Genomic DNA, 24,799 nt, shown 5'->3' with positions numbered 1-24,799 from the left:
AGAAGAGAGGTATCAAAAGGTATCTTGACGAGAATTAAATTTCGGGATGTGGCGCAGTCCGGTTAGCGTATTCCGCCTAAGGCGGAATGGTCGCGATGAGTCATGGATTATGTGGTTTACGTATTGTTTAGTGAAAAGTTGAGTCGCTATTACTGTGGGCAGACCTCCAATCTCGAAAAAAGGCTTATAGTACATAACCAAGGAGGTAAGAAATATACATCGAAAGGTGTCCCTTGGAAGTTGGTCAAAATATATGGCTGCCGGACACGTTCCGAAGCGGTCCAAAAGGAAAGTAAGATTAAGAAGAGAGGTATCAAAAGGTATCTTGACGAGAATTAAATTTCGGGATGTGGCGCAGTCCGGTTAGCGTACACGGCTGGGGGCCGTGTGGTCGCAGGTTCAAATCCTGTCATCCCGACACCCTTGAAACCCTTGTATTTACAGGGGTTTCTTTATTTTCAGCCCTCTCCGCTTATTGGTTCAAAAACCATTAATACTGGTAAAAATTGATAATTATTGGAATAAAATAGTACTTTTCATTGCAAATTTATTGCAAACCGAACCAATATGATCAGTACTAAATTTATAGTGGATACCAGAAGGGCCTCAAAGAACGGTTACCCCATAGAGATAAGAGTTTATGCTCAATAATCCAAAAAACCCGATCAATTGGCACTAAACTCCACCAATGGGAGGAAACGGTCAAGCTTACCCCGATTATTGCAAAAAAGATGACAGATACCGAAAAGAGGGTAAGATATTGCAATGATCTTGGCCTGGCAATGGATGAAGTCTTGAAGATTATGAAACAGGGGATTCCCCGCGAGAAGGAACTGGAAATATCCTTGCTCCAGCAACACATAGATGAACTGAGAAAGGACAGTGGTATCGGCCTTCTGGAGTTCATGGAAACCTACATCGAGGAAAGAAAGATCCAGAGACTATCCGTACAAGGTTATGAGCAGACCTGGACGCAAGTTCATTACTATATTGGGCCGGGCAATGGTATACGGCTCAATAGTATTAGTCCTGGTAAGGTTTGGGACGCTTGCAGCGCGAAACTAGTTTCGCTCGCTTAAAATACACGAGTTCAGTTCAAGTTTACATAGAGTTTTATAAATCTTTATCTAAATGCTTATATAGGTAATTATGGCGTCACAAGTAACTCAAACATTATTACTTACCAACCATAAAGAGATTCTAACATTTGATACAGAATTTTTCTGTCAAATCCATTTATTTAATAACTTAATAGAGAATTCATATCCGTTTGGAAGGAAACCCTAGAAAGTGATATGTAATCCTTAATTCCATGTCTCAAGAACTTACTTTTTTGGAGATTGACCCTTCGGAAATAAGGATTCCCAATGAAAATTCGGTAAATCCGCAAACCGGGGCTGCGATCACATCGGTAGGGATACCTGTTACTGCAGGCAGAAATAATTTTCAGCCTTCTTTATCATTAAGTTATAACTCCAATGCCGGGAATTCTGTCTTTGGTATTGGTTGGAATCTCGAAGGAGTCCCATCTATTGGTATTAGCCTTAAAGACGGGTACCCAAAGTACGACGGTTCGGATAAATTCTCATTTGGAGGTCAAGAACTTGTTCCTTGGCTTGAAGAAATAGAGGAAGAATGGTCCCCGCGCGAAGAAGAAACAGCACTTTTTCATATACAATACTTCCGTGCAAGGATTGATACTTCTTATTCGCGTTTCGAAAAATGGGATGAAAGGACAACAGGAAAAACCCATTGGCGAGTTCGTGCCAGGGATAACAGCATACTGATTTTTGGTCACAGTGCAGATGACAGTAGCAAGATCGTTGATCCTATACGCCCTAATGTTATTTTTCAATGGCTTTTAGATACGCACTATGACAGTATGGGCAATGCCATACTATACGAATACGTTCAAGACAATACTCAGGGTGTTCTTACAACAGCGAGCTTTGAAAAAAACAAGTTTCTTGATTCTTCGTCAAATGCTCAAAAATATCTTAAGCGTATTCGCTACGGGAACGGTAGGCCAGAATACCCTGATAGTGATCCCGAACCCGATCAAATTTGGCATTTTGAGCTGATCTTTGATTATGGTGATCAAGAGACAGATACGCCTCCTTTTTATTCCTTAAATGCCACTGGCTGGTCGGTCAGACCCGATCCTTTCTCATCGTACGTTGCGGGCTTCGAACAAAGGACGTACAGGCTTTGTCACCGAATTCTAATGTTTCATCATTTTGAAGATTTGGGATCAGATGCCACATTAATTGGTAATCTAAAACTGGCCCATGCTCCAGCACCTGAGGGAACTATACTTACCCATATAGAATACGAGCGCTATAAAAGGATGGGTTCTGGAAACTACGATCAAAAAACAATACCAGCACTCCGTTTTTCATATAGCCAACCTGCACCTGATCAAAGCTTTAGACCAGCCCCGGAGCAAAGCAATACCAATATTCCAATTGGATTAAGCGGCCTGAATTACAAATGGGTAGACTTATATGGAGAGGGTCTGCCCGGAGTGCTTTACGAATCTAATAATGCCTGGTATTTTAAACATAATCTCGGTGATGGTAACCTTGGAAATCAGCAACGGGTAATAGAAAAACCCAGTATTGGTTTCGGCAACTATGCGCTCAATGATTTTGATGGAGATGGGAACCTTAATTTAGTTGTGCTTCAAGGTAGAGAATCCGGATTCTATGAATACGATCGTGATCGTAAAACCTGGGATAGCTTTAAAGCCTTTGATAAGGCACCCCACGTACGTTCACAGGATACAAATACCCAATTGCTAGATCTCACCGGCGATGGCAGATCAGATATCGTAACAGTTGAAGAAGATCGTCTTGTTTGGTATCCTGCTGAGGGGAAAGCCGGTTTTGGGATGCCCGTTCAAATGTCAAAACCTATTTCAAACGGTGTAAGCAGGGCACCTACTATTGGTGTTAATCCAATGCTCGACTACTTCTTTGCAGATATGAATGGCTCTGGCTTGCCTGATCAAGTACGGATATACAACGGTAGGGTAGAATACTGGCCTAATATGGGAAACGGTAAGTTCGGTGCCGGGATTGTTATGGAGAATGCTCCCCAGCTCGACTTTGATTTTGAACTTGATGCTAGCCGCATCCGCCTTGTAGATCTTGACGGTTCCGGAACTTCGGATCTCGTATATCTTGATAGGGGAAAAATACGTTACTGGATCAATGCAAGTGGAAATTTTTTTTTAGAAGAAAATAGCATTGACGGCCTTCCCTTTATAGATAATCTTGCTTCAGCTCAGATCCTGGATTTTTTGGGAGATGGCACTCCTTGTTTGGTATGGTCTTCAACCCTGAACGCCAATACCGGTTTGCCTCTCAGCTACCTAAGACTTACCAAAGGCGTGAAGCCACGCTTAATGATTAGAGTCGAAAATTCAATGGGCTTGGAAACTCGTTTCCATTATGGGTATTCAGGTCAGCATTTTTTAAGAGATAAGCAAGCCGGAGAACCCTGGATGACTCAAATTCCATCACACAAAATAGTGGTAGACACTATAGAAAGGATAGATCAAATAGGGAATACACGATTTAGGCAACGTTTTGAATATCGTGATGGGTTTTTTGATGGAGAAGAAAGAACTTTCCGGGGATTTTGTTTGGTCGATCAATATGATTCTGATGTTTACCTGGGCGATTCAACCGTACCTGAGGCTGAATTCAGTGATCCGGTTTGCGTTAGAACATGGTATCATAACGGAGCAGTGGGGTGGCAAAAAGAAAGAACTAAAGGATATTATCGCGGAGACACCTTTGGTACTCAGCTTCGTGATTTTAAGATAGAAGAGATCGATACACTAGGTCCCGAGGAATATTTTGATGCTATCCAAAGTTTGGCGGGTCAAGTGGTTCGCAGTGAAACGTATGGGGTAACCCAAGAAGGGCGCAAAGAACACCCCTTCCAGATAGCGCAAGCTGCTTTTGCTATTCGAAGATTACAACCCGGAAAGGCAAAACATGATGCCTGCTATACTTTTTTTCAACGAGAGCAGCTTGAAATTCTATTCGAAGAAGATCCTAGTGATCCCCGTATATCCCATGCTTTCACCAAGGAGGTAGATGCTTATGGAATACCATTTATTCAGGCTTCTGTAGCGTATCCAAGGATACACTCAGATGCGCTGCCAGAACAGGAACAATTTCATCTTACGGCAACTCAAGTAAATGTAGATCATTTTGATTCGCAAGACCGCTATGAGCTAGGTATAGAATGGGATAGAAAGATATTGGAGATTCACCATGAAAACCCCCCTCCGGAAGGACTCTTGTATTCGTATGAAGATATGGAGGCCCTACTGGACACGGCCTTAGACCGCCCAATCTCCTTTAATGCATCCTTTGACCGGGCCGAACAAGCAAGAGTATTGCAGTGGGTTAAAAACTACTATTGGAATACTGCTTTAACAGCTGTGTTGCCCTTTGAAGAAGTAGGTGATAAAATTCTACTTCATCACCAGGAAATAGCCTGTTTTAATAATGACTTTTTGGATGAGACGCTAGGTCCTCGATTAGCATCCGGCATGCTTTCCGAAGGGTATTATTTGTCTCATGACGGTTTGTGGTGGCAACCTACCGCGGTTACTGAGTTTCTCGGAGCGGATAGATTTTATTTACCCATAGCAGAAGAACAGGTAAATGGCGGAAGGACAGCATATCAGTATGATACTTACTCCTTAGCCCTAATAAGTTCGGAGGCTATTTTAGTAAATGAAAGGAGGGTAGAAGTGGCCAGAAATCGGGTCGCTGCTCAAATTGATTATAACCTTATTGCTCCTTATTGGTTAGAAGATAGTAATCAGAATGTTTCTGAGGTTCAATACGACCCGTTTGGTATTGTGCTGTTGTCCTCTGTTCATGGCAATATTTTGTCCGAATCGGGAACTGTTCAAAGAATGGGTCACCGTTCGCTTTCAGATTATATCGAACCTTCCACTCTGGAGTTTGGTGAGATCATTGATTCTCCCAACAATTACCTTCGGCAGTGTGCCACTTATTTTTATTATGAATTAGATAGTTGGCAACGCCATAGCCTGCCTTTACGAAGTGTACAACTTGCGCGAGAAGATTGGGTCTACGATGGGCAAGGGAACTACCTTGAGAATGGAACTGTTCAAGTAGCAGTGTCTTACCTCGATGGTTTCGGAAGGGTGATTCAAACGAAGACCCTTGTAGAAGGCGGAGAAGCCACTGTTCAATATGAGGGAGGCAGGATTCTGTTGGATCCCGGAGGAGAACCAGAATTACTTACAACAGGCTCCAACAGATGGAGAACGTCTGGCCATGTTGTTTTCAACAATAAGCAGGAGGGGGTTAAGCAATACGAACCTTACTTCATTACTTCCGTCGATTATGTTTCAAATGAAGTCGTAGATACGTTCGGGCAAGCCTCCCTGACTACCTATGACGCGGTAGGAAGGCAGAAGGCTATTTTCTTTCCGGATGGGACCCGAAACCGAAACGACTATGCCGCTTGGTATACCAGACAATTAGATGCCAATGATTGGGTAGAAGGAAGTTTGTACGAAACCAGAATTGAAACGGAACATGCTGAAGATAGTCCTGAATGGGAAGCCTTACAAAAGTCATTAGCACATAGGAACACCGGAATAACAGCTCATACAGATGGGTTGGGAAGAACCTTCATGACGGAAGAAGAAGGCCTGGGCGGGGAAGTTCGTACCAACAAAACCGTTTACGATGTTCTTGGAAACCCAATTGAACTTAGGGATGCGCGAGAATTACCGGCCTTTAGATATGTCCTTGATATGCAGAGCCGTCTTTTTTATGAGGAAAGCATGGATTCCGGACCCAAGTGGCAATTTATGAATGCACTGGATCTTGCTACCAATTTGTGGGACGCCCGGGGAATGCACCAGCAGATCACCTTTGATAGTTGGGGGCGCGTAGTGCAAAAACAAGTTGAAGGGCCACCAGATTTGGATCATATTACAGAGCGCTTTATTTATGGAGAAGATCCGTCGGTTACAGATGCAGCTAGCCGCAATCAGTTTGGAAAGCTGGTGGAACATTATGATCAGGCCGGTCTCACACGCATCTCGGGCTACGACATTATCGGGAACGTGTTGCGAAAAGAACGTAGCCTCCTTGATGACTACACGCGAATGATGAACTGGTCAACGGCGAGCTCCCCGATTTGGACAGCCGATTCGCCTTTTGTTTCTCAATTGCGTTACAATGCGCTGGGAGGTACCGTAGAGCAACGATTTCCGGACGATACTATACGCCGGTTTAGCTATTCCTTAAGCGGGGCTTTGGAACAATTATTAGTAAGTACTGTCGATGGAGAATGGATAGATAAGCCTATAGTTACCGGAAGCAGTTATAACGCCAGGGGTCAATCTTTGATGACTACTTACGGTAACAACCTGGTACAGCGCTACGAATATGATCCTTTGAGTTTTCGCCTGACTAGAAAGCGAAGCTACATCCCGGCGGGCTCATCTGCTCCCTCAAGACAATATCAAAACATTCAATATACGTACGATGCAGTGGGCAACATCACCCAGCTTCGAGATACCGCACAGCCCCAAGCCAATGCCTTATTTACTTCGGCAAGAGTCAATACCTATACGTACGACGCTTTTTACCAGCTGATTGAAGCTCAAGGGCGCACACATCAGGCTATGCAGCGAACGGATCATGCGCATGGTTTTGAGGCACCTGGTTTTATCAAAGGAACCCGACACCTAAACCTGGGCAATTTAGACCAGCTTCAGACCTATACCCGGACCTACCGGTACGACCTCAACGGTAATATGGAGAGCATGGTTCAAAGCGCTGGCTCTAGGCCTTCAGATGTATTCCGTTGGCGCCGGGATTTTTGGATTTCCAGAAGTTCTAATCGCTCTATGGACAACCGAGATTTAAGAGGAAATCCAGAACCGCGACCCGAAGAACACTTTGACGAAAATGGCAATTTAGAATACCTTCCACATCTTAGGGCCATCTATTGGAATTACCAAAACCAACTTCAAAGGGCCATGGTCATTGAACGCCCCAGTGGGGAACACGATGAGGAATACTATGTATATGGAGGCGATGGGCAAAGGGTCAGAAAGGTGAGCCATCGCTTAGATAACGGATCGCTAGAAGTTACAGAGAAGATTTACTTAGACGGTTGCGAAATAAAACGGGTTCGGACTGGGGCTTCGGTCTTGCTCGAACGGTTTACCTCGGATATTAACGATGGCAGGCAACGTGTGGCTCTTGTACATCATTGGACGCGCGATACGCGAGGAAGGGAAACAACCGATCTTACAGAAAGAAAAGTATATTACCATTTGAATTGTCATTTGGGCTCTGCCGCTTTTGAGCTGGGAGAGCGGGGAGAAATTATCAATTACGAGGAATACTTTGCCTTTGGAGGCTCTTCCTTCTTGTTTGGGGAAGCATTACGCGATGTTCGTGCAAAAGACTACCGCTATTCAGGGAAGGAGCGCGATGATGTGACCAAGCTTTACTATTACGGTTTCCGTTACTATGCACCCTGGCTTTGTCGCTGGATGAACCCGGATCCTATTGGGCCGGAGGATGGATTGAATGTGTATCAGTTTGTGCATAATAATCCTTTGAGTAATGTGGACCCTGATGGATTACAGAGTAGTGAAAATAGAAGAGTGACCCCCATACCTTATTCTCAACTTTGGAATAGCCTAAGTGAGACTCAAAGGGAGGCTGTCAATAATTTTAGATCTGTAAATCCGAACGGTGCGATAGCACTCACTCCAGAAGGGCAATTATTACTAGGAGCGGAGGCACGTACCGCTATTGAAAACAGTCAAAACTTAGCCCTAGCGGTTCCCGAGAGAACCTCTGAACAAATTATCGAAGATGTTGAGCGGGAACTGGAAGAAGCTCTTGTGAATGCGGGCATGATTGTCCCAGAGGGCTTAGGTGGCCAGGGAGAAGGTGGGGCAAATTCTGAAGAAGATGAAGGTTCCGGTTCTGGAGATACATCTGGAAGTCAGTCTGGAGATGGAACGAATGGTTCAGACGATACTGGAAATGGGCAAGGGGGTGGTTCAGGTTCCGGAGGCGGAGGAGATGGTTCTCAAAGAAGAAGAGGATCTGGACAAGGAAATTCTGGACGAAATGGCCGGCCGGGTGGAAGAACGGGTGGAACCGGAACTGGGCGTACAAACCAGGAAAACCAAGAGGTTGATGTACCGATAGGGGAAAATAGACCAGAAAATGAGGGTCTTCCTGCTCAGCAGGGAATTCCTAATCCGGATGCAGCTTTACAGGGAAATCCCAATGGGACAGCTTTAGGCCCTGAAGCGGTTAATAGTGAGCTGCCCGTTGGAAATGGTGATCCCAACGGAAGTATGGAAGGTACTTCAAATGGACAAGCTGGTGGAGAAACTCCTGAAGATCTGGCATGGTGGCAAACTGCTCTTATTGTTGTTGCGGTTGCAATAGTCGCTATTGCTGTTACGATAGTAACTTTTGGTGCTGCTTTGGCGGTTATGGGTGTTACCGCGGCGACTGCTACCATTGGTCAACTAGTTATCGCTGGAGCCGTTGCTGGACTAGCCAGTGGGCTACTAGCTGATGCTACCTCACAATTATTGACCATAGCCGTTAGTGATCAGCTAACTCTTGAGGATTATGATTTTGAACAAACTTTGTTTTCGGGAGCGGTAGGATTAGTAACTGGAGGTTTTACTGCGGGGTTGGGCGGATATGCTAGCGGCGCTAGGAGTGCAGTATTGGCTGGAAGTGCATCAAGAGGACAAACTATCATAGCTAGTCTCAGCAACAGAATAGGGTCAAATTTCATTACAAGAGGTGCCGGATATTTTACTTCCGGTGCACTTGAAGGAGGCGGCACGGAGGCTTTAAGGCAAGCAATTTTTGAAGATGAATTTGATGTGGAAAGAGTATTGACAACAGGTGTAATTTCTGGTGGGATTAGCCTTGGGATTTCCGGAGGATTGGATCTTTACGGTGGACGATCTGTGGGAAGCAATCAAACACCGAATCAAACTCAAACAGAATTACCACCCCCAGAGGTGCTTTTCCTCGAACTTCCTGATAATCCCAGAAATCTCCCATTAGATGCCAATGGAGAACCCTTGTTTCATTCTTGGCTTGGCGGTTTGATAAGACATCAAATTACTCCTGGAGACACATCTGATGGCATTAGTTCTGCACTTAGAGCAGAGCATCAACGCCTCGCAAGAATATATGGTACCGTGGATGGACCTCCAATTCCGGGAGCAACCGGTAAAGACGTACATGTGGGGCATGATATTGGTCATGCTCACGTATTATCGCCGGCTGGTCGGAGAGTTCGTGTCGTTCCTCAAACAGCTAAAGGCAACAGAAGTTGGTCTTCACGTGAGCGCGCTTTGGCAGATAGAAGGAGAGCTTGGAATGACCAGAATCCGAGTCTCCAAGTCCCAGTTAGACCAAAAGGTAAGAAAAGAACATAATCAAATTTTTGAAGGAAGGCTTCAATTCTCAAAACTCAGAAGAAAGTAGGTAATAAAACATATAACTCGATTAACGGCAATAGTCTCTAATTAATTAAAATTATGTCAACATATTTCATCAAAGGAACATTACAAGCCCCTAAAGGTTTACCTTATGCAAATTTTAAAATCTCTGCCTGGGACAAAGACAAAAACGTAAGTGACCATCTGGGAACAGCTTATACGGATGCCCAAGGAAAGTTTACCATCCGTTTTGGAGAGGATCGTTTTTTTGATGGGGTAGAAGACAACCTACCGGATGTGTTCTTTCTGGTGTACCAGGGAGATCGGGTGATTCACAGCACAGAGAATAAACCCATTAAAAATGTCAAAGAACTTGCTAAGGTTACCATTACTTTGGATAAGGAAATTGAGGTGAGTCCCACAGAAGAAGGCTTGTATACACTTTCGGGAAATGTGTTACGTCAAAACAACAAACAACCTGTACAAGATCTCAAAGTAGAGGCCTGGGACAAAGACAAAAAGATCAGCGACCAGTTGGGTGTTGCTATTTCAGATGCTAGCGGCGCTTTTGTGATCTCGTATGAACCCTCCCGATTCAGAGACGATCCAACCGATTATTGGCCCGATGTTTTCTTCCGCATTTATCGCGGAGAAAACATGATCCATAGTACCGAACGAAGACCCATAAAAAATGTAAAGCATAGGAGTGGGATCGAGATCTTAATTAAAGAAGCGCCCACACCTTTTATACCTTCTCCAAGAGCTTCGAAAAGCCTGCTACAAGATTTGTCGGCCCATGCAGACCTACCCCCTAAATCCCTTAAAAAAAAGCAACCCAAGCTATACAAGCATTTGGTCTTAAAGGCACAGAATCAATTAGCCCAGACCACCGCTCGCTTTTTTAGTTCTGGCACAAGCGAGCTCACCTATTTTGCTGAGAGTCTGGATCTCAGTGGTTTAGTTGATTCAAAGCACAATACGGTTGATTATCTCTCCGAAGCCCTGGAGAAGACCTCCTTTCCGGTTTCTGTTAAGGAAGAAGGGCTGAGCCGATTGAAACAATGGGATGGTCCCAAGAATTTAGACGAATTAATTCAACCCGAGCTAGCCATAAAAGAGAATCCTTTACTAGCAGTTGATCGCCATCAAGCCGACGTTTTTAAGATTGCAGAATTGGCTCAGTTCAAAGACACCCTTACAGAAACTTTGTTAGACCATAATCTAACGCCCTTAAATCTGGAGCCCAATCGAATTGCTCAGCTGGTAGAAGCTAAGACAATTACCAAAAAACAAGGACAAACCCTGCAATTCAATGCAGGTCTGTTTACATTGGTGCAAGGCAATATGCCTCTGGCCCGGGCCATTAAAAACCGAAATCCAAAAAAACCGACTTCAAAATTAGTAGACCTGGCGAAATTGGATGTGCAAGATTGGCGAACTGCTTTGGAGGACGCTCAGGTAACGGACGATGACAATGCCTTAGAAAGGGAAGCCAGACTGAGGCAAAAACAGGTAGAACTAACATTTCCCGAAGCTGTATTCAAGGCACGCATGGCAAGCATGGAACAACCTGCTACCAGACGCCTTATGAACCGCTTTTACAGGGCGAACAATAGTTTTAATTTTTTGACCGGAGACCTGGATCCCGAAGGTGTTACGGTTACCAGTCTGGATTTTAGTGGATTTAATGAGCAAGATCAACAGACGGTGATGAGGGAACTGAGGACAAACAAGAGTCTTTATAATATCACTAAGGATGCTACACACACCTTTGAATTAAAAAGCCTTGGTTATACCACGGGTTTTGAAATTGCTATAGATGGTCTAGCCGATTTCCGGCAACGTACCGGTTTCAACGAACAGTTGGCTAAAAAGTATTTTGATAGATCTCAATTGCAAGCGTTTAATCTAAATATTGCACTGGGGAATGTAATGGATGTAAAAAATAGTCCTTTAACGAACAGTGCCGTTTTTGCCATAAGTGCAGAGGCCGATAATTACTTAAGACGCTTTGATGGGTATGAGAGTTTTTTCGGAGAAACTGATTTTTGCAAGTGCAAGCATTGTGCCTCTATTATTAGCCCGGCGGCTTACTTCGTAGACTTAATGGACTTCCTTCAGAAGAAAGTTATGAATACCTACTTTCCGGGGGAAGATGTCGATGGAAGTAGACATCATATATTAAGTCCGATGAGAAGAAGGCCAGATCTGTGGTCAGGCTTGGTTTTAAATTGTGAGAATACGCACAAGCTAGAACCTTATTTAAAAATCATAAATGAAGTTCTCGAGAACTTTATGTACTCTCAAGATAACGGGGATATTATTCATTCTGAGTTACCGGGAGACAGGAACCAAATAGTAAATTATGTTTATGAGCTTTTAAGTCATGAGGCAGAAACTGATGACGCATTATTAATAAATAGTTTTGATCAACCTTTTCATCTTGCGCTCTCCATGCTCGAGACGTATTTGCAACATTTCCCCATCAGCAGATATTCAATTGCCAAGGCATGGCTAAGTGGAGTGGAAGATACACACAATGTTTTGCCCCAGGCTCAATTAGAAGTATCATCCAAGGAATACAACTTGATACTGAATCCGCGGGCAGATAATTTAGAATTTATAAGACTTCTTTACGGGATTACCACTGGGACAGGAATTCCTTTACTTGATGTCCAGGAGCTCCTCTCTGTAATGAGGTTAACACGAAAAGAATTTTCAACGCTAATCAATACTTACTTTGTTAAGAATAGTCCGCCGCAAGAAGTTCTTATAGAAGCAAGAAGAGAAGGCGGTAGCCTGGAAATAAATAAGGAATATGCTCGAGTATCCGTGGGGCACTTAGATAGAATGCATCGATTTATTCGTCTCTGGAGATCATTGAATTGGAGTATGAATGAGCTCGATAGCGTTGTGGAGCATTTACATCTTTCAAAAGGGCTACCAGACAGCGAGCAAATCCGGTTATTTCCAGACGAAATAGTACAATTCGTTGATCTTCAAAAAACCCTTAAAACAGATGTAGATCATCTTTGCTCTTTGATAAACCAATTTCCAACAAAAGGAAGTCCTTCGTTCTTTGACAAAAGATTCAATCTTGAAGCATTCGTGACCAACGAGTCCGATAGATGGATTAGTGAAGATCTTGATTCAAGGAGTACCTTAACTTTTAGACATCCCGCCCACGGGACTTCATCAAGTTCTGATGCGACATTACATCGGATGCTTGCAGGTCTTGCGCTAAATGATGAGGAACTTTTTTCGCTGCTAGCGGCGCTTAAAGACCACCTGGAAGCGCCAACCGGGGCCTCCGAAGGCACTATCAAAATTACGATTGAGAATTTGTCCATGCTGTTCAAACATGCATTCATGTCGAAACGGTATGAATTAGAGGTTTCCGAGTTGTTTTTTCTTATAACGATAACTCCCGATATAGCAACACCCTATTTAGGCCATTCTGATGACATTACAGCGCTGATCGATACCATCAATTGGTACAAGAAAAGCGGCTATAATTTGGCCGAATTGTCTCTTATTCTAGAAGGATCGCTTCCTACAGATACAGCAGATCAAGATCCAGAAGTTTTGGCTTATGAACTTTGGTTAGATGTACAAAAGAATCAGAATTTATTGTTTACTGATACGCTGTTTGCCTACGAGGGAATATCCGAAGAACAATCTAAAAGTATTATTGAGGCAAATGATACCATTTTCATTCCTGCAGATTTGCAAACGTACAGAATAGCTTCTGCTGCTTTAGATCCAGGCTTTTATAATATTACGATTCCATCACCTATTTTAACTACTCTTTCTGCCGAGCAACTACTCCAGATAATTGGATTAGCCCTGGAAAGCATTGCTGATCTAATCACCGAATCAATCAGCCAGATACCTTCCGAAATTCTGACAAATGTTTCCGGAACATCTAGTTCAGATTCAAATGCAATTTTACAAGCAAACCCCGGAATCTTTAGGCCTATAACCGGTACAACAGATCAGTATGATTTGTTCCCTGCGGTGAAAAGTGATCCAGCCCTACTGGGTCTTTCTTTTCCGGCAACAATTTGGTCATCGCTAAGCCCAGAAGATAGAGTAGCGCTCTATACTACACTACTACACAAGGTGGCTCGAAGCATCCAATCCGGCGCTCCTGAAATTACTGACCGAGCGTTTGTTGGGATTGCTAGCATATTGCTGGAACAATCGCGTGAAATTTTTATAGAAAACGGCGCGTTGTTTGAAAAAGTTTCAAGCGAAAGAATATACTGGTTTGAAGCAGAGGCAAGTTTGGAATCTCCTATGGTGATTCCTCCTTCCATCCCTATAACAGAAGAGGTTGCTAAGACGTCCGTTAAGGCATATCACAGCAGCACTTTAGTCCCTCATTTAATTGCCGGTAAACTAGGTACATCGGTCCAGAAGATTTTAGATCTTGCGGCCCTGGTTAATTACAGGTTTGAAGATAGCACAAATAGCAGTCTGCTTTCTAACATACTCCAAGGGCGGACTTCCCTCAGGCCGCTCCAAGATCTTATAGGAAGGCTCATAAAACTTAATGTATGGTTTAAAAACGAAGTGTTCGATACAACCTCGCTTCATTTCATAAGAAACAACTCTGGGTTGGAAACAGCTATATTTCAAATTAACATACCGGATGATTACAATGCACCTCAATTGAACCATTTAACGCAAACAAGCTTGTACGCCACTTTGATCAAGGATATGGCGAGCGAGAAGGATGGAATTCATACACTATTGGAGTCTTATGAATACGATCTTGCAAGACCCGCTTTTTCGTCAGCAGAACTTGAGGCAAATTCCAGTGTGCTTAATGCAAAAAAGAGCACCCTAGGCGTGTTAAACGGTAATATGGTTTTTCCCGCGTCCAGCTCAACCGGTGTTACCAACCAGGCCATTGCGGCTTTAAAAAAGTTAAAAGAAATAAATGAACTCGTTCAATATCTGGGGATCGGAGCAGAGATAATGGCCAACTTTGTTTCCAAGGATTTTAATGTACTACTAAGCGCCTCTAAAAGTGTATTTACAGCGATACGTACCAAATACCAAACGGAGGAAGCCTGGCTTGAAAAGATTACACCTTTTGAAGATACCATACGCGGATTAAAAAGAGATGCATTAGTTAATTATTTGATACATTCATGGCAGGCAACTACTACTGTTGAGGATAGGTGGTTTAATACCAGCAATGATCTCTACAATTACTTTTTGATCGATACAGAATTTGAAGGATGTGCAAGAACATCCAGAATGGTTGCTGCAATCTCTAGCATTCAACTTTATATTCAGCGTTGTTTAATGAATTTGGAGCAAAGCAAAGATGGAGGCTTGAGGGTTAAACCATCGGATATTCCCAAAGAGGAATGGTTATGGCGAAAAAATTATAGAGTATGGGAGGCCAATAGAAAAGTTTTTTTGTATCCGGAGAACTACATTGAACCCGATTTAAGAGATAACAAAACGGAACTGTTTGAGAAGCTAGAATCCGACTTGCTTCATCAAGAAATTACCCCACAAAATGTTTTGAATGCATATTCAAAATATATGGCTGGATTCGAGGAAATAGCCTCCCTGAAAATTGCCGGGTCATTTCATGAGTTAGACACTAATGTAGACAGGCTCCATTTATTCGGAGTGACCAGTTCAAATCCACCTGAACATTATTATAGAAACATAGACAACCTATATAGGTCAGAAAACCGAGATTCTTCTCATGGTATGGAATGGGGTAATTGGACCAAACTAAATCTTAAGATTTCGGCAAGGAAAGTCTCCCCTATTATGTATCAGGATAAGTTGTTTCTTTTTTGGGTAGCGGTAATTACAAACCCCGTTACGGAAATGATAAATGGCAAATCTCAGTTTACGGGTTATAATCACAAATGGAATATTGAATATAGCTTCTTAACGCTGGACGGCTCATGGGCGCCAATACAACAATTAAAAATCAGTGATGAAGAATTTTTGAATGATGGCAATGTGATATTCGATCCTCTAAGAACCCCTGAAGAATTTCAGGCATTTAAAAGATCTATTGTACGACATATATACATTGCCGACGGGAGTTGGAATATCTTCGGCCCAAGTCTGGCTGATCTGAATATCGAAGAAAGTGATGTTATTGCGCTTCTGCTCGATAAGATGAACCAAAAAATAGATCAGGACCCGGGCATTTTTGAAAACTCGCGCTATATAGACATTCCCATGACGGTTGACTCTTCAGAAGGTAGCAGCACCTTTAGATGTAGCGTGCAATTTAGTCATGACAATGTGAAGAACCTTTACAAACCAATGTATGACAACAACATTCATCTGGGTTATAAAGAGAATTATACTTTAAGGGGTTACCAATGGGACCGGGTTTATCCCGATGTTAATTTTGTGAGGCTTTTAGCCGATGATAATGCTTACGGAAACCTTGTTCTGGTTGGTGCTAATTTTGAATTGACAGCTAATTTAGATATAAGTTCCTCAGAATTGAAGACGATTGATGGTGGCTTTCCAATTCCTATTTATATGTTAAGGACTTCGGCTGGAGAACCTTTGGCTGACCTGAAAAGATTGAACCTTTCGGATCGAGACCTTTCCTATGGATATATTCCTAGCTATGTGGATGGAGAGCAATATGCAGATTGCGAATTGTATTTGAAGGATGAACCTGGAGATCTAATTGGGAATACACGAATACTCAGTTTCAATGGTAGTACTATAGATTATGAGTCAATAAATGGTAGTCTTACCGATGGGGTTTTTAGCGTAGATGATGACCTTTTGCTTGTTCATTCGTATGAGAGACAGGGGTTTAGATACATGATCAAACGAATTGGCACGACCCTAGGAACCAGACTGGGTAGTCTCCTTTTTGCCGGCGGGGTCAAGCATCTTTTGAGCTATGAAACCCAGGCCGAATTGGTTGAAAAGCCTCTTCCTGTATATCTATATTCTTTGGTTTGCAATGATGGGAATCACGGGAAGCTTGATTTTAGCGGCTCTTTAGGCACATACTATCGTGAAATGTTTTTTCACGCACCTTTTTTAATTGCCAATCACTTAAATAGCCAAAAGAAGTATGCTGAAGCCCAGCGTTGGTACCATTATATTTTTGACCCAATGGCTCAGATCGAAATTGAAGATAGCAGTGCGGCTGAGGCGGCAAATTATGTTTGGCAGTTTATAGAATTTAGGAATCACCGCCTGGCATCCTGGAAGGAAAACCTAAACGACCCTCGAGCGATTGAAGCCTATAAGAAAGATCCTTTTAATCCCCACGCGGTAGCTCGTCTACGTCTAGGGGCGTACATGAAGAGCATTACTATGAAGTACATAGATAATTTGTTGGATTGGGGAGATCACTTGTTCATCCAAGATACCGTGGAATCTATTAATGAAGCCTCTTTATTGTATATAATGGCCTCAGAAATTCTAGGTCCCAAACCCGCGGAGCTTGGAGAATGCGATACCCTAGAAAAGGAACAATTTACTTTACGGGAATTAAAGTCAGAACTGTCTAGCCCAAGGTGCAAAAATTTTATACAGGAGGTAGAAAATACCATTGAGACAAAGGAAAGATGTAGGGTTGATGAAAGTTCCGAGCCCTTTGGACCTGGGACAGGTTATCTGGGTATTTTATGGTCTGTTTTTGATGCAAGTTCTTGGGTTGACTACTATTTTGGAACCGCTGAGGAGGAGGAAGAAGAAGCAGGAGGCGAAACAGGCACTTCCTTGGATACGCCATTAATAGATTTCGGCAGAAAGGCTGATATTGGTTTGGATACCAGTGATTTTGGTGGAATTAATTGGAAAGATAAATTTCAGGACCACTATTTCTTACCTTCGTTTCATACCAGTTTATTAGAGCAGAGCTGCTTATTTTGTATTCCTTCTAATCCTGATCTTTTGTCGTACTGGGATCGGGTCCAGGATCGCTTGTTTAAAATTAGAAATTGTATGAATATCAGCGGGGTAAGAAGACAACTTTCTTTATTTGCCCCTGAAATAGATCCACGCTTGCTGGTACGAGCAAGGGCTGCCGGTTTATCACTTGAAGATGTTCTAACTGCTACTCAGGGCCAATTACCTCCCTACAGGTTTGCATTCCTACTAGCAAAGGCCAAGGAATACGCAGGGGCGTTGCAAGGATTTGGGGCTGCATTATTGGGGGCTTTAGAAAAAAAGAGCGCCGAGGATCTGGCCTTGCTAAGACTTAAGCAACAAGATGAGGTGCTTAAACTGTATACAACGCAGTTGAGAGATTTAGAGATTAAGGCAGCGGAAGAAAGCTTAGAGGGATTGCTAAAAAGAAAAGAGAATGTGGAATTAAAGATTCGATACTACGAACAGTTGATAAGTGTTGGATTGAACCGATTTGAATCCATGCATTTGAGCCATATGGATTCTAGCAATACATTTTCCTTGGTAGCAATGCCGTTTTATTTGTCCTCATCTATTGCCGGAATGCCACCTCAGATAGTTGGAATGGCTAATTCCACCGGTTCCGGAGCAATTTCAAAGGCATTAAAGCTTTATGCAGATTATTTTAACGCTATAGCTGCTGGATACCAGAGAGATGCTAGCATCGTATCCGTAAAAGGAGGTCAGGAACGTCGAAGGGATAATTGGGAATTTATTCTGGAACAGGTAAAAAAAGAGGAACAGGAACTTGAAAAGCAAATTGCAGCAGCTGAGATCCGCAAAGAAATCTCGGTAAAATCAAGAGAACTGCACGAAAAAAGTATGGAGCAACATCAGGAGACTTTTGAATTCTACCGGGATAAGTTTACCAACCTTGGTCTCTATACGTGGCTTTCCACCCAATTACAACGTCTATATCGAGAAGCCTATCAAAATGCGATGACCGTTGCCCGCATGGCAGAACGGGCGTACCGATTTGAACGGCACGATGAAACCTCCGTATTTCTGGAGGGTAATTATTGGGAAAGCACTAAAGCGGGAATGATGGCCGGAGAAAAACTAATGAGCGCCCTGCGAAGAATGGAACTCAAATACATGGAGACCAATCACCGCAGTATGGAAATTGACCAGGCCTTTTCAATAACTCAAATTGCACCGGAAGCCCTGCTATCATTGAAAAATACAGGTAGTTGCGAATTCACAGTTCCCGAGTTATTTTTCGACATCTTTTACCCAGGACAGTATCGGCGGCGCATAAAGTCGGCCCGACTGACCATACCCTGTATCACTGGACCCTATAGCAATGTGAGCGCCACACTCACCTTGACAAACAGTTACATTCGAAAAGAAGCAAAATGGGGTAGCGAAGAATTGGCGCTTGTGCCTCCCTCGCGATCTACTACCGTAGCTACGAGCACTGCTCAAAACGATAGTGGGGTTTTCCGTCTCGACTTTAGAGACGAACGATATATGCCTTTCGAAGGTGCTGGTGCGGTTGAAAGTACCTGGCAACTAGAGTTACCCAAAAATTTAAAACCTTTTGACTATAGTAGTATCAATGACGTTATATTACACATTAGCTACACGGCCGAATACGATGTGCAGTTTAGGGAGGCCGTAGAAGAAGCAAGTGGTCATTTAGATACTTTGTTATCTGGTGAAGAGTTTAGTCTAAGCAGAGCGTTTAGCCTTAGGCAAGAATTTTCACAAACCTTCCACAGATTATTGCATGGTGCAGTTGGTGAGCAGGTTCCGTTGGAACTAGGCGAAAGGCATTTTCCTTTGTTTCTGCAAGGGAAACGCTTAGAAATTTCCAGCGCACGTTGCATCGTAGAACTTGATGAAAATGGCTTTAGAAATGAAGATGGCGATGTTGAGTTGCCCGCTCCGTTAAGTTTTGCACTAAACGTTGAAAGCAACGGAACTACAGGAAGTGAAATTACGACCTGGGATCGCGAGGAAAATACAAAATTATTTCTAGGAGAAATCCCGGTAACTACCGCTTTTTCAGCCTTCCAGCCTGTAGTACAGGGCTTGGAAGTTAACCTTACTGTGAATGACTCCGGAGATCTTGCAGTTTCATCAACAACACCCGCTGACCGGTCTTCTTTGGACGACCATAAGATTAAAGATGTAGTCTTCCTAATTGACTATAAAGTTGTTTAGTTAAGCTTGCACATTGTTTCTTCTTGATATTTCAAATGGATGTTAAATAATCAAACTAATTAAATTCTTTCAGCATTGAATTATTTCGTACTTTAGTACCGCAAAAGACACCTAAAATTTGCATTTAAATGTGCTAATTTGATGGTAGTTTAGAGTTCGGTTAACCAACTCAGAAAAACAGTGTAAAATATTGACATACAGCGTATTGCGATGACATCATTCGATCTGTCATCCCGACAACTTTGATATCAAATGATATCAAAAAATGGCTAATTATTATCTCAATTCGAGATGGGGTTTGTACAATGTATTTAGTAGGTAAACCGGGAATTAGGTCTTGTAGTTTATTTTTCAATATATGCCCAAGTAAAATTTGGATGATGTCCATCCCGCCTTGCCATTTTTACCCATAATAATGTCATATGTTCCAAATGTAGCGCTAGGTCAAGACCTCCCACATCAAGTGTTTCAAAGCCTAAATCGGAATTAAGCTTACCAACGGTGTTTTTTGACTTGGCATCGTTCCCGGCAATCATCATTACTGGTTTTAAATGGTAGTTTGGAAAGTTCGAATCGATCAAATTTTCAAAACCATAAATTGTATATGCTTTTACAACCCTGGCATCAGGTGCCCACTCCTGTACTTTTTCCGCTCCCGAAATTTTGCTTTGTAACCCGTGCGATATACCGGCACCCACAGGATTAGTACAATCTATCAAAATTTTGTCGTTGAACCTTAGCGCCTTCAGAATTTTTTCATTTACTGCGAAGGGCGTGGCCAAAAACACCACATCCGAACTGTCAATAGCTTTCTGGATTGTTACTACTTTGAAGTTATTGTTCTTTGAAATAGCTTTTAAAACAGTTTCACTGTTGGTATTGTTATTACCCAAAAGAATTTCATGCCCTTTCTTTTCAAGATTGTTCGCAAGCGCAAATCCTACATTTCCTATTCCTATAAATGCCAATTTCATATCGTTTCTAGTTTTGTTCTTAAAATAAGTATCCTTTAGTGGGTTCTTGTTTTTCAGGTAGTTCTGTTTCGCCCAACATTTGTTTCAAATCTATTTCAATGGTATTGCAGATTGCAGATAGGGGAACATCGGTTATCCTGTTTTCGAAAGGGTTTTCATTGGCTGCTCCTGTTCTTTCCATTATTACGAATACCAATGCTATCAAAAATGAAAAGGGAATGATCAACCAAGATATTGCCGCGGTATGTTGAAAAAACGATAAGAGACCAAATGGCAACATTAAAGCGAACAAGTAAACAAAAAGGCGTGTAAAATAGTCATATTGTCGGGGCAAAGGGGTATTTTTTATTCGTTCACAACTTCCTTGATAATTGGTCAGTGTAAATAATTGACCTTCCATCTGGAAACTATCGAAACCACCTAAGGTGCCATTTGCCATAGCCTTGTATATTTTTTTGCCCATTAACAAATGGATAAAATTTGGCTTGTTGTGGAATTTCAGAAGTTCGCTATACTCCTCGTTTGAAAGAAACGGTTTGATCTCTTGCCAGCTTTTTTGCTTTCGCAAATGTAAACGCAACGTATGTACCCAGGCGATACAATTGTAAACCAGTTCTTTCTTAAATCGTTCACTTCTTTGCTCGTCGTAATTTTCCTGATGTAAATGGCTATCCGTGAAGGTTATTATCAGTCTGGAGAGCACCCTGCTCGAATTTACTATACCTCCCCAAAGTTGTCTTGCCTCCCACCAACGACCATAAGCCGAATTATTCCTAAAGGCAACGAAAATGGCCAATGCTGAACCCATTACCCCAATGGGCGTAAAGTTTATTGCCAATATGCTCGATTTGGATAGGTAAAAACCCAGCCACACCACTATTGACCATAACAATACGAACAGCATGGGTTTCTTTACATACTGCCAGACCTTTAAGGGATTAAAGTTCCTTTTTGTTATCATAAGTAATCTTCATCTATCCCTTTAAAAAACGAAGCGCAAAAATCCGCTCTTTTTTTATTGGTAATTTGATTATCGGGTCAATTGTTCGACCAGCATTCTGGCCGCTGCCGCTCCGGAATTTTGTTGTTGACCGGTAATTAAATTGCCATCCTGAATTACGTAGGAAGCAAAAGGAGCTGCAACCTTAAAGGTTGTATTATTAAGTTTTCTTGCTTCATCCTCTATGCGATAAGGTTGTATTTTCATGCCTACTGCTTCATCAGCGAAATCCTCTTCGGAATTTGCAAATCCTGTCCAGGTTTTTCCGGATACCAACAACTCCCCATTAGATTTTTTAGCTTCCAATAACAATGTGGTCGAATGACATACTGCCGCACTTGGCTTTTTGGATTCGTAAAAATCCACAAAAAGTTTTTCCAAGTCTTCATTGCCCTTAAAGGTGTACATTGGGCCTTGCCCGCCTACTAAAAAAATGGCATCGTAATCTTTTGCGTTTACTTTGGTCAGTTTTTTGGTGTTTTCTAGCATTGTATTGAAGTACTTTTGTTGCATATACCCGAGTGTTATTACATCGTGTGCAGAATAGCCACTTTCGTCAGTGGGATCGGAATAACTGTCCATAACCAATTTTCCGCCTTCGGTAGAGGCCAGATCTACTTCATATCCTGCTTCCTGAAATACATGTAATGGATGTGTGAGTTCTGCAGCCCAAAACCCTATTGGCCAACCCGTTTGTTTTGAAATTGTAAGGCTGCTTGCAACCATTAATATTTTTCCTTTAAAAGGTGCACCGTGAAAATGCACATAATTTTCTATCTCCTTTATTTGTGCGGTCATTTCTTTTTTTTAAGATTAGAATTTTTTTATCTGATTGAGATTGTGAATTACAATTGGTTAAAAATGCTGCAAATAGCATAGCCTATAACGATTAATGTGTTTTTCATTTAGAACAAGGAATTACTAGAACAAAAGTATTCAAGAGTAAGTTTCGAATGACAAATCGTTATATTTGTTAGTAACTAACATTTATGTAAGTATGCCACAATTTTTAAGTGACAACAAGAAGTATTACACACCGGTAGAATATGTGCTTGCTAAAATAGGGGGGACGTATAAAATGCCGATACTTTGGAGGTTAAAGGATAAAGTTTGGAGATATTCTGAATTGAAACAAAGTATCTCCAACATATCGGATAAGATGCTTAGTAAAAACCTCAAAGAGTTACTGTCCGATGGCTTTATTTCAAAGAATATTATTCCAGAAGTGCCTGTAAGAGTAGAATATTCACTTACTAATAAAGGGGAGGAGTCCATTCCAATAATATCAATGCTAAGAGATTATGGTTTTGATCTAATGAAGGAAGATGGTATTGAACATTGATTGGTTTATTCTCTAACTAATTCTCTAGTTTCCTAAATTTAACGTTTTACGGGACTTAAAACATACTTCTTAATTAATTACTTAAAGCGAAACTAATCTAAAGACCGTTTCAGTCTAACGAGATTTGAAGTTCGACATTCTCTTGGCTTCGAAAAATCTGGATAACGCTAAAGTTTAATAAACAATTAGTTTAAGATGTTATAATTCTATTTTTATAATATATATTCTCTATAAATCGAAATTGGGATAAGGGCGGTCCAGCCACAAAAATCTTTTTTAGATGGCATTCCATAGGATATCAGATCTGGGGAATAGTTTTCCCAAAACGTACCTGTAGCCACAAAGACTTCTGTAACGCTTGCATAGACCTTAGCCGCCAAATGTCTTGCCAAATCTTCTTTTCCATAAGCGGAAAGCCCTTTTAAGACCATATAGACCGTTGGTGCCCAAACCCCACCAAGCCAGTAATCGCCCCAGCCCACATAGTCTTCGTCCGATGCTGATAAGGCAGGCAACGGGGTTTTTCTATAAAACTCGTCCGGATTTAACAAATGGCCAAGAAATCCTTCTAAACGGTCATCAGGTACTACCTTTGCCAATAACGCCCAGTACATTCCAATATGTCTTCTGTTAATTTGCTTGTTGTAACCTAGATCGTAGTAAAATGAATCTTCTTCGTTCCATGTAAGGTCGTTCAGTGCTTTTTTGATCTTTGCATGTAATTCGGTGTACAGACCTATATCCTCTTCCCTTCCAATCAATTCGGCAATTTCCTTTAGTTGTAGTGCATACATAGCCATCTGTGAAGAAAAATCAACCTGTCTTCCTTGTTTGTTCCAAACCCCATTTCTAGTATTTACATATTCTGTTACGAAGAAGTTTAATTTCTCTTCATCCGTTTTCTTAAGCGCCGCCAATTGTAAACCTAACTCGTGTTGCGACCATCCATTTCCTTCTGTAGGCTCCCAACCCCTTGGTTCCCTGGGCATATTATCCATTCCCAATCCCATGGTATCCCCATAAAACAGATGATCATCCATCATATAAGTATTTACATGAAATTGGAAGTTGTTTTTTAAAATAGGATAGACTTTTTTTAATCTGTCCGTGTCTTTGGATACCCCGAATATTTCCAATTCGGCAAATGCCAAGAGCGGTGGGTTGATGGATACTGGGTGATCTTTAGGCCAAAGAGGCTCCCCGGTTTGTTTGTATTCTCTACATATAAACCCATCTTCTTCCATTCTTCCATAGAAATTATCCAATGCCTGATAAACGGGTAGTTCATCCAAATGATATTTTGCAAAGCAACACATCAAACAGGTATCCCACAAAAAGATATTCTTGTTAAAGGCAGCATCGATAAAGGGTTTCTTAAAGAAAACTTCGGAATCTCCACCGCGAATTTTTGACTTGGTAATTTCCAAAGCATGGGCGTACATCCGCTCCGAAAGATCCTTGGAAATTTCGTACTCTTTAGATTTTGAAGCTTTTTGTCCTTTGGTATCCAAGTTTCCATTACATGCCTCTAAAAAGGTAATTCCGGCCAACCCTGTAGATAGTGTAATATTTTTTGCAAAAGTGCGTCTTTTCATAAAGAAATATTTTAGTTGATAATACTTACGACTAGATTTTTGGTCAATCTAAAACTTAACTAAATCATTGCTGCAAAGGCAACGTTTTATCTTAAGGCCCACTGCATATAAAATAGCACGTTCTCCCGGTTTCAAGATCCATTCGTTTTTACCTATTTAAGATCATCATCTAGTGCATTAATCACATTACCGGTATATTTTATTTGCACCATTTCGGTGATTATGAGCTTTCAGTATCGATGATGCTCTTTGAGAAATCCATGCTATATAATAGCGGTTGCGCCGTTT

At 41.8% G+C, this 24,799-nt stretch carries 9 protein-coding genes and 1 tRNA gene; 6 read left to right on the top strand and 4 right to left on the bottom strand.

What is annotated here, in order from left to right:
- Nucleotides 1-102 precede the first annotated feature (102 nt).
- The 5 genes from ACEQ81_RS18140 (at nucleotide 103) to ACEQ81_RS18120 (ending at nucleotide 19,600) form a co-directional block, all read left to right on the top strand.
- Nucleotides 103-339, top strand: a complete 237-nt coding sequence (locus ACEQ81_RS18140) for a GIY-YIG nuclease family protein (RefSeq protein ID WP_411032343.1) — start codon at nucleotides 103-105, stop codon at nucleotides 337-339.
- A 4-nt stretch (nucleotides 340-343) separates the two neighbouring features.
- Nucleotides 344-418, top strand: a tRNA-Pro gene (locus ACEQ81_RS18135).
- A 313-nt stretch (nucleotides 419-731) separates the two neighbouring features.
- On the top strand, nucleotides 732-1,079 hold the full coding sequence (locus ACEQ81_RS18130; protein WP_411032342.1) for a hypothetical protein: 348 nt from the start codon (nucleotides 732-734) through the stop codon (nucleotides 1,077-1,079).
- Nucleotides 1,080-1,312: 233 nt separating this feature from the next.
- Nucleotides 1,313-9,502, top strand: a complete 8,190-nt coding sequence (locus ACEQ81_RS18125) for a SpvB/TcaC N-terminal domain-containing protein (RefSeq protein WP_411032341.1) — start codon at nucleotides 1,313-1,315, stop codon at nucleotides 9,500-9,502.
- 102 nt (nucleotides 9,503-9,604) lie between these two features.
- Nucleotides 9,605-19,600, top strand: a complete 9,996-nt coding sequence (locus ACEQ81_RS18120) for a neuraminidase-like domain-containing protein (protein WP_411032340.1) — start codon at nucleotides 9,605-9,607, stop codon at nucleotides 19,598-19,600.
- Between the two features lie 344 nt (nucleotides 19,601-19,944).
- On the opposite strand, the gene ACEQ81_RS18115 is transcribed toward ACEQ81_RS18120, so the two are convergent.
- From ACEQ81_RS18115 to ACEQ81_RS18105, 3 genes are all read right to left on the bottom strand, one after another.
- A complete protein-coding gene (locus ACEQ81_RS18115; RefSeq protein ID WP_411032339.1) occupies nucleotides 19,945-20,574 on the bottom strand; it encodes an NADPH-dependent F420 reductase in 630 nt (209 codons plus the stop codon).
- 19 nt (nucleotides 20,575-20,593) lie between these two features.
- Nucleotides 20,594-21,535 (bottom strand): bestrophin family protein, encoded by a 942-nt coding sequence (locus tag ACEQ81_RS18110; RefSeq protein WP_411032338.1) that lies wholly within the window; start codon nucleotides 21,533-21,535, stop codon nucleotides 20,594-20,596.
- A 69-nt stretch (nucleotides 21,536-21,604) separates the two neighbouring features.
- Nucleotides 21,605-22,372, bottom strand: a complete 768-nt coding sequence (locus tag ACEQ81_RS18105) for a type 1 glutamine amidotransferase domain-containing protein (protein ID WP_411032337.1) — start codon at nucleotides 22,370-22,372, stop codon at nucleotides 21,605-21,607.
- Between the two features lie 199 nt (nucleotides 22,373-22,571).
- Between ACEQ81_RS18105 and ACEQ81_RS18100 the strand changes: the two genes are divergently transcribed.
- Nucleotides 22,572-22,916: a winged helix-turn-helix transcriptional regulator gene (locus tag ACEQ81_RS18100; RefSeq protein ID WP_411032336.1), complete on the top strand. Its 345-nt coding sequence runs from the start codon at nucleotides 22,572-22,574 to the stop codon at nucleotides 22,914-22,916.
- 212 nt (nucleotides 22,917-23,128) lie between these two features.
- Here ACEQ81_RS18100 and ACEQ81_RS18095 read toward each other — a convergent pair whose 3' ends face one another.
- Nucleotides 23,129-24,511: an MGH1-like glycoside hydrolase domain-containing protein gene (locus tag ACEQ81_RS18095; protein WP_411032335.1), complete on the bottom strand. Its 1,383-nt coding sequence runs from the start codon at nucleotides 24,509-24,511 to the stop codon at nucleotides 23,129-23,131.
- Nucleotides 24,512-24,799: the final 288 nt, after the last annotated feature.

Origin of the sequence: Spongiimicrobium sp. 3-5 (assembly GCF_046557915.1) — a bacterium.
Taxonomy (GTDB): domain Bacteria; phylum Bacteroidota; class Bacteroidia; order Flavobacteriales; family Flavobacteriaceae; genus JBHEBG01.
The sequence above is the reverse complement of the archived record's forward strand: the minus strand, read 5'-3'. Positions and strand labels throughout refer to the sequence as shown.

Bases quoted from the DNA above. Each gene is read 5' to 3' on its own strand.
- ACEQ81_RS18140 (WP_411032343.1), top strand. From the start codon at position 103: ATGGATTATGTGGTTTACGTATTGTTTAGTGAAAAGTTGAGTCGCTAT.
- ACEQ81_RS18130 (WP_411032342.1), top strand. From the start codon at position 732: ATGACAGATACCGAAAAGAGGGTAAGATATTGCAATGATCTTGGCCTG.
- ACEQ81_RS18125 (WP_411032341.1), top strand. From the start codon at position 1,313: ATGTCTCAAGAACTTACTTTTTTGGAGATTGACCCTTCGGAAATAAGG.
- ACEQ81_RS18120 (WP_411032340.1), top strand. From the start codon at position 9,605: ATGTCAACATATTTCATCAAAGGAACATTACAAGCCCCTAAAGGTTTA.
- ACEQ81_RS18115 (WP_411032339.1), bottom strand. From the start codon at position 20,574: ATGAAATTGGCATTTATAGGAATAGGAAATGTAGGATTTGCGCTTGCG.
- ACEQ81_RS18110 (WP_411032338.1), bottom strand. From the start codon at position 21,535: ATGATAACAAAAAGGAACTTTAATCCCTTAAAGGTCTGGCAGTATGTA.
- ACEQ81_RS18105 (WP_411032337.1), bottom strand. From the start codon at position 22,372: ATGACCGCACAAATAAAGGAGATAGAAAATTATGTGCATTTTCACGGT.
- ACEQ81_RS18100 (WP_411032336.1), top strand. From the start codon at position 22,572: ATGCCACAATTTTTAAGTGACAACAAGAAGTATTACACACCGGTAGAA.
- ACEQ81_RS18095 (WP_411032335.1), bottom strand. From the start codon at position 24,511: ATGAAAAGACGCACTTTTGCAAAAAATATTACACTATCTACAGGGTTG.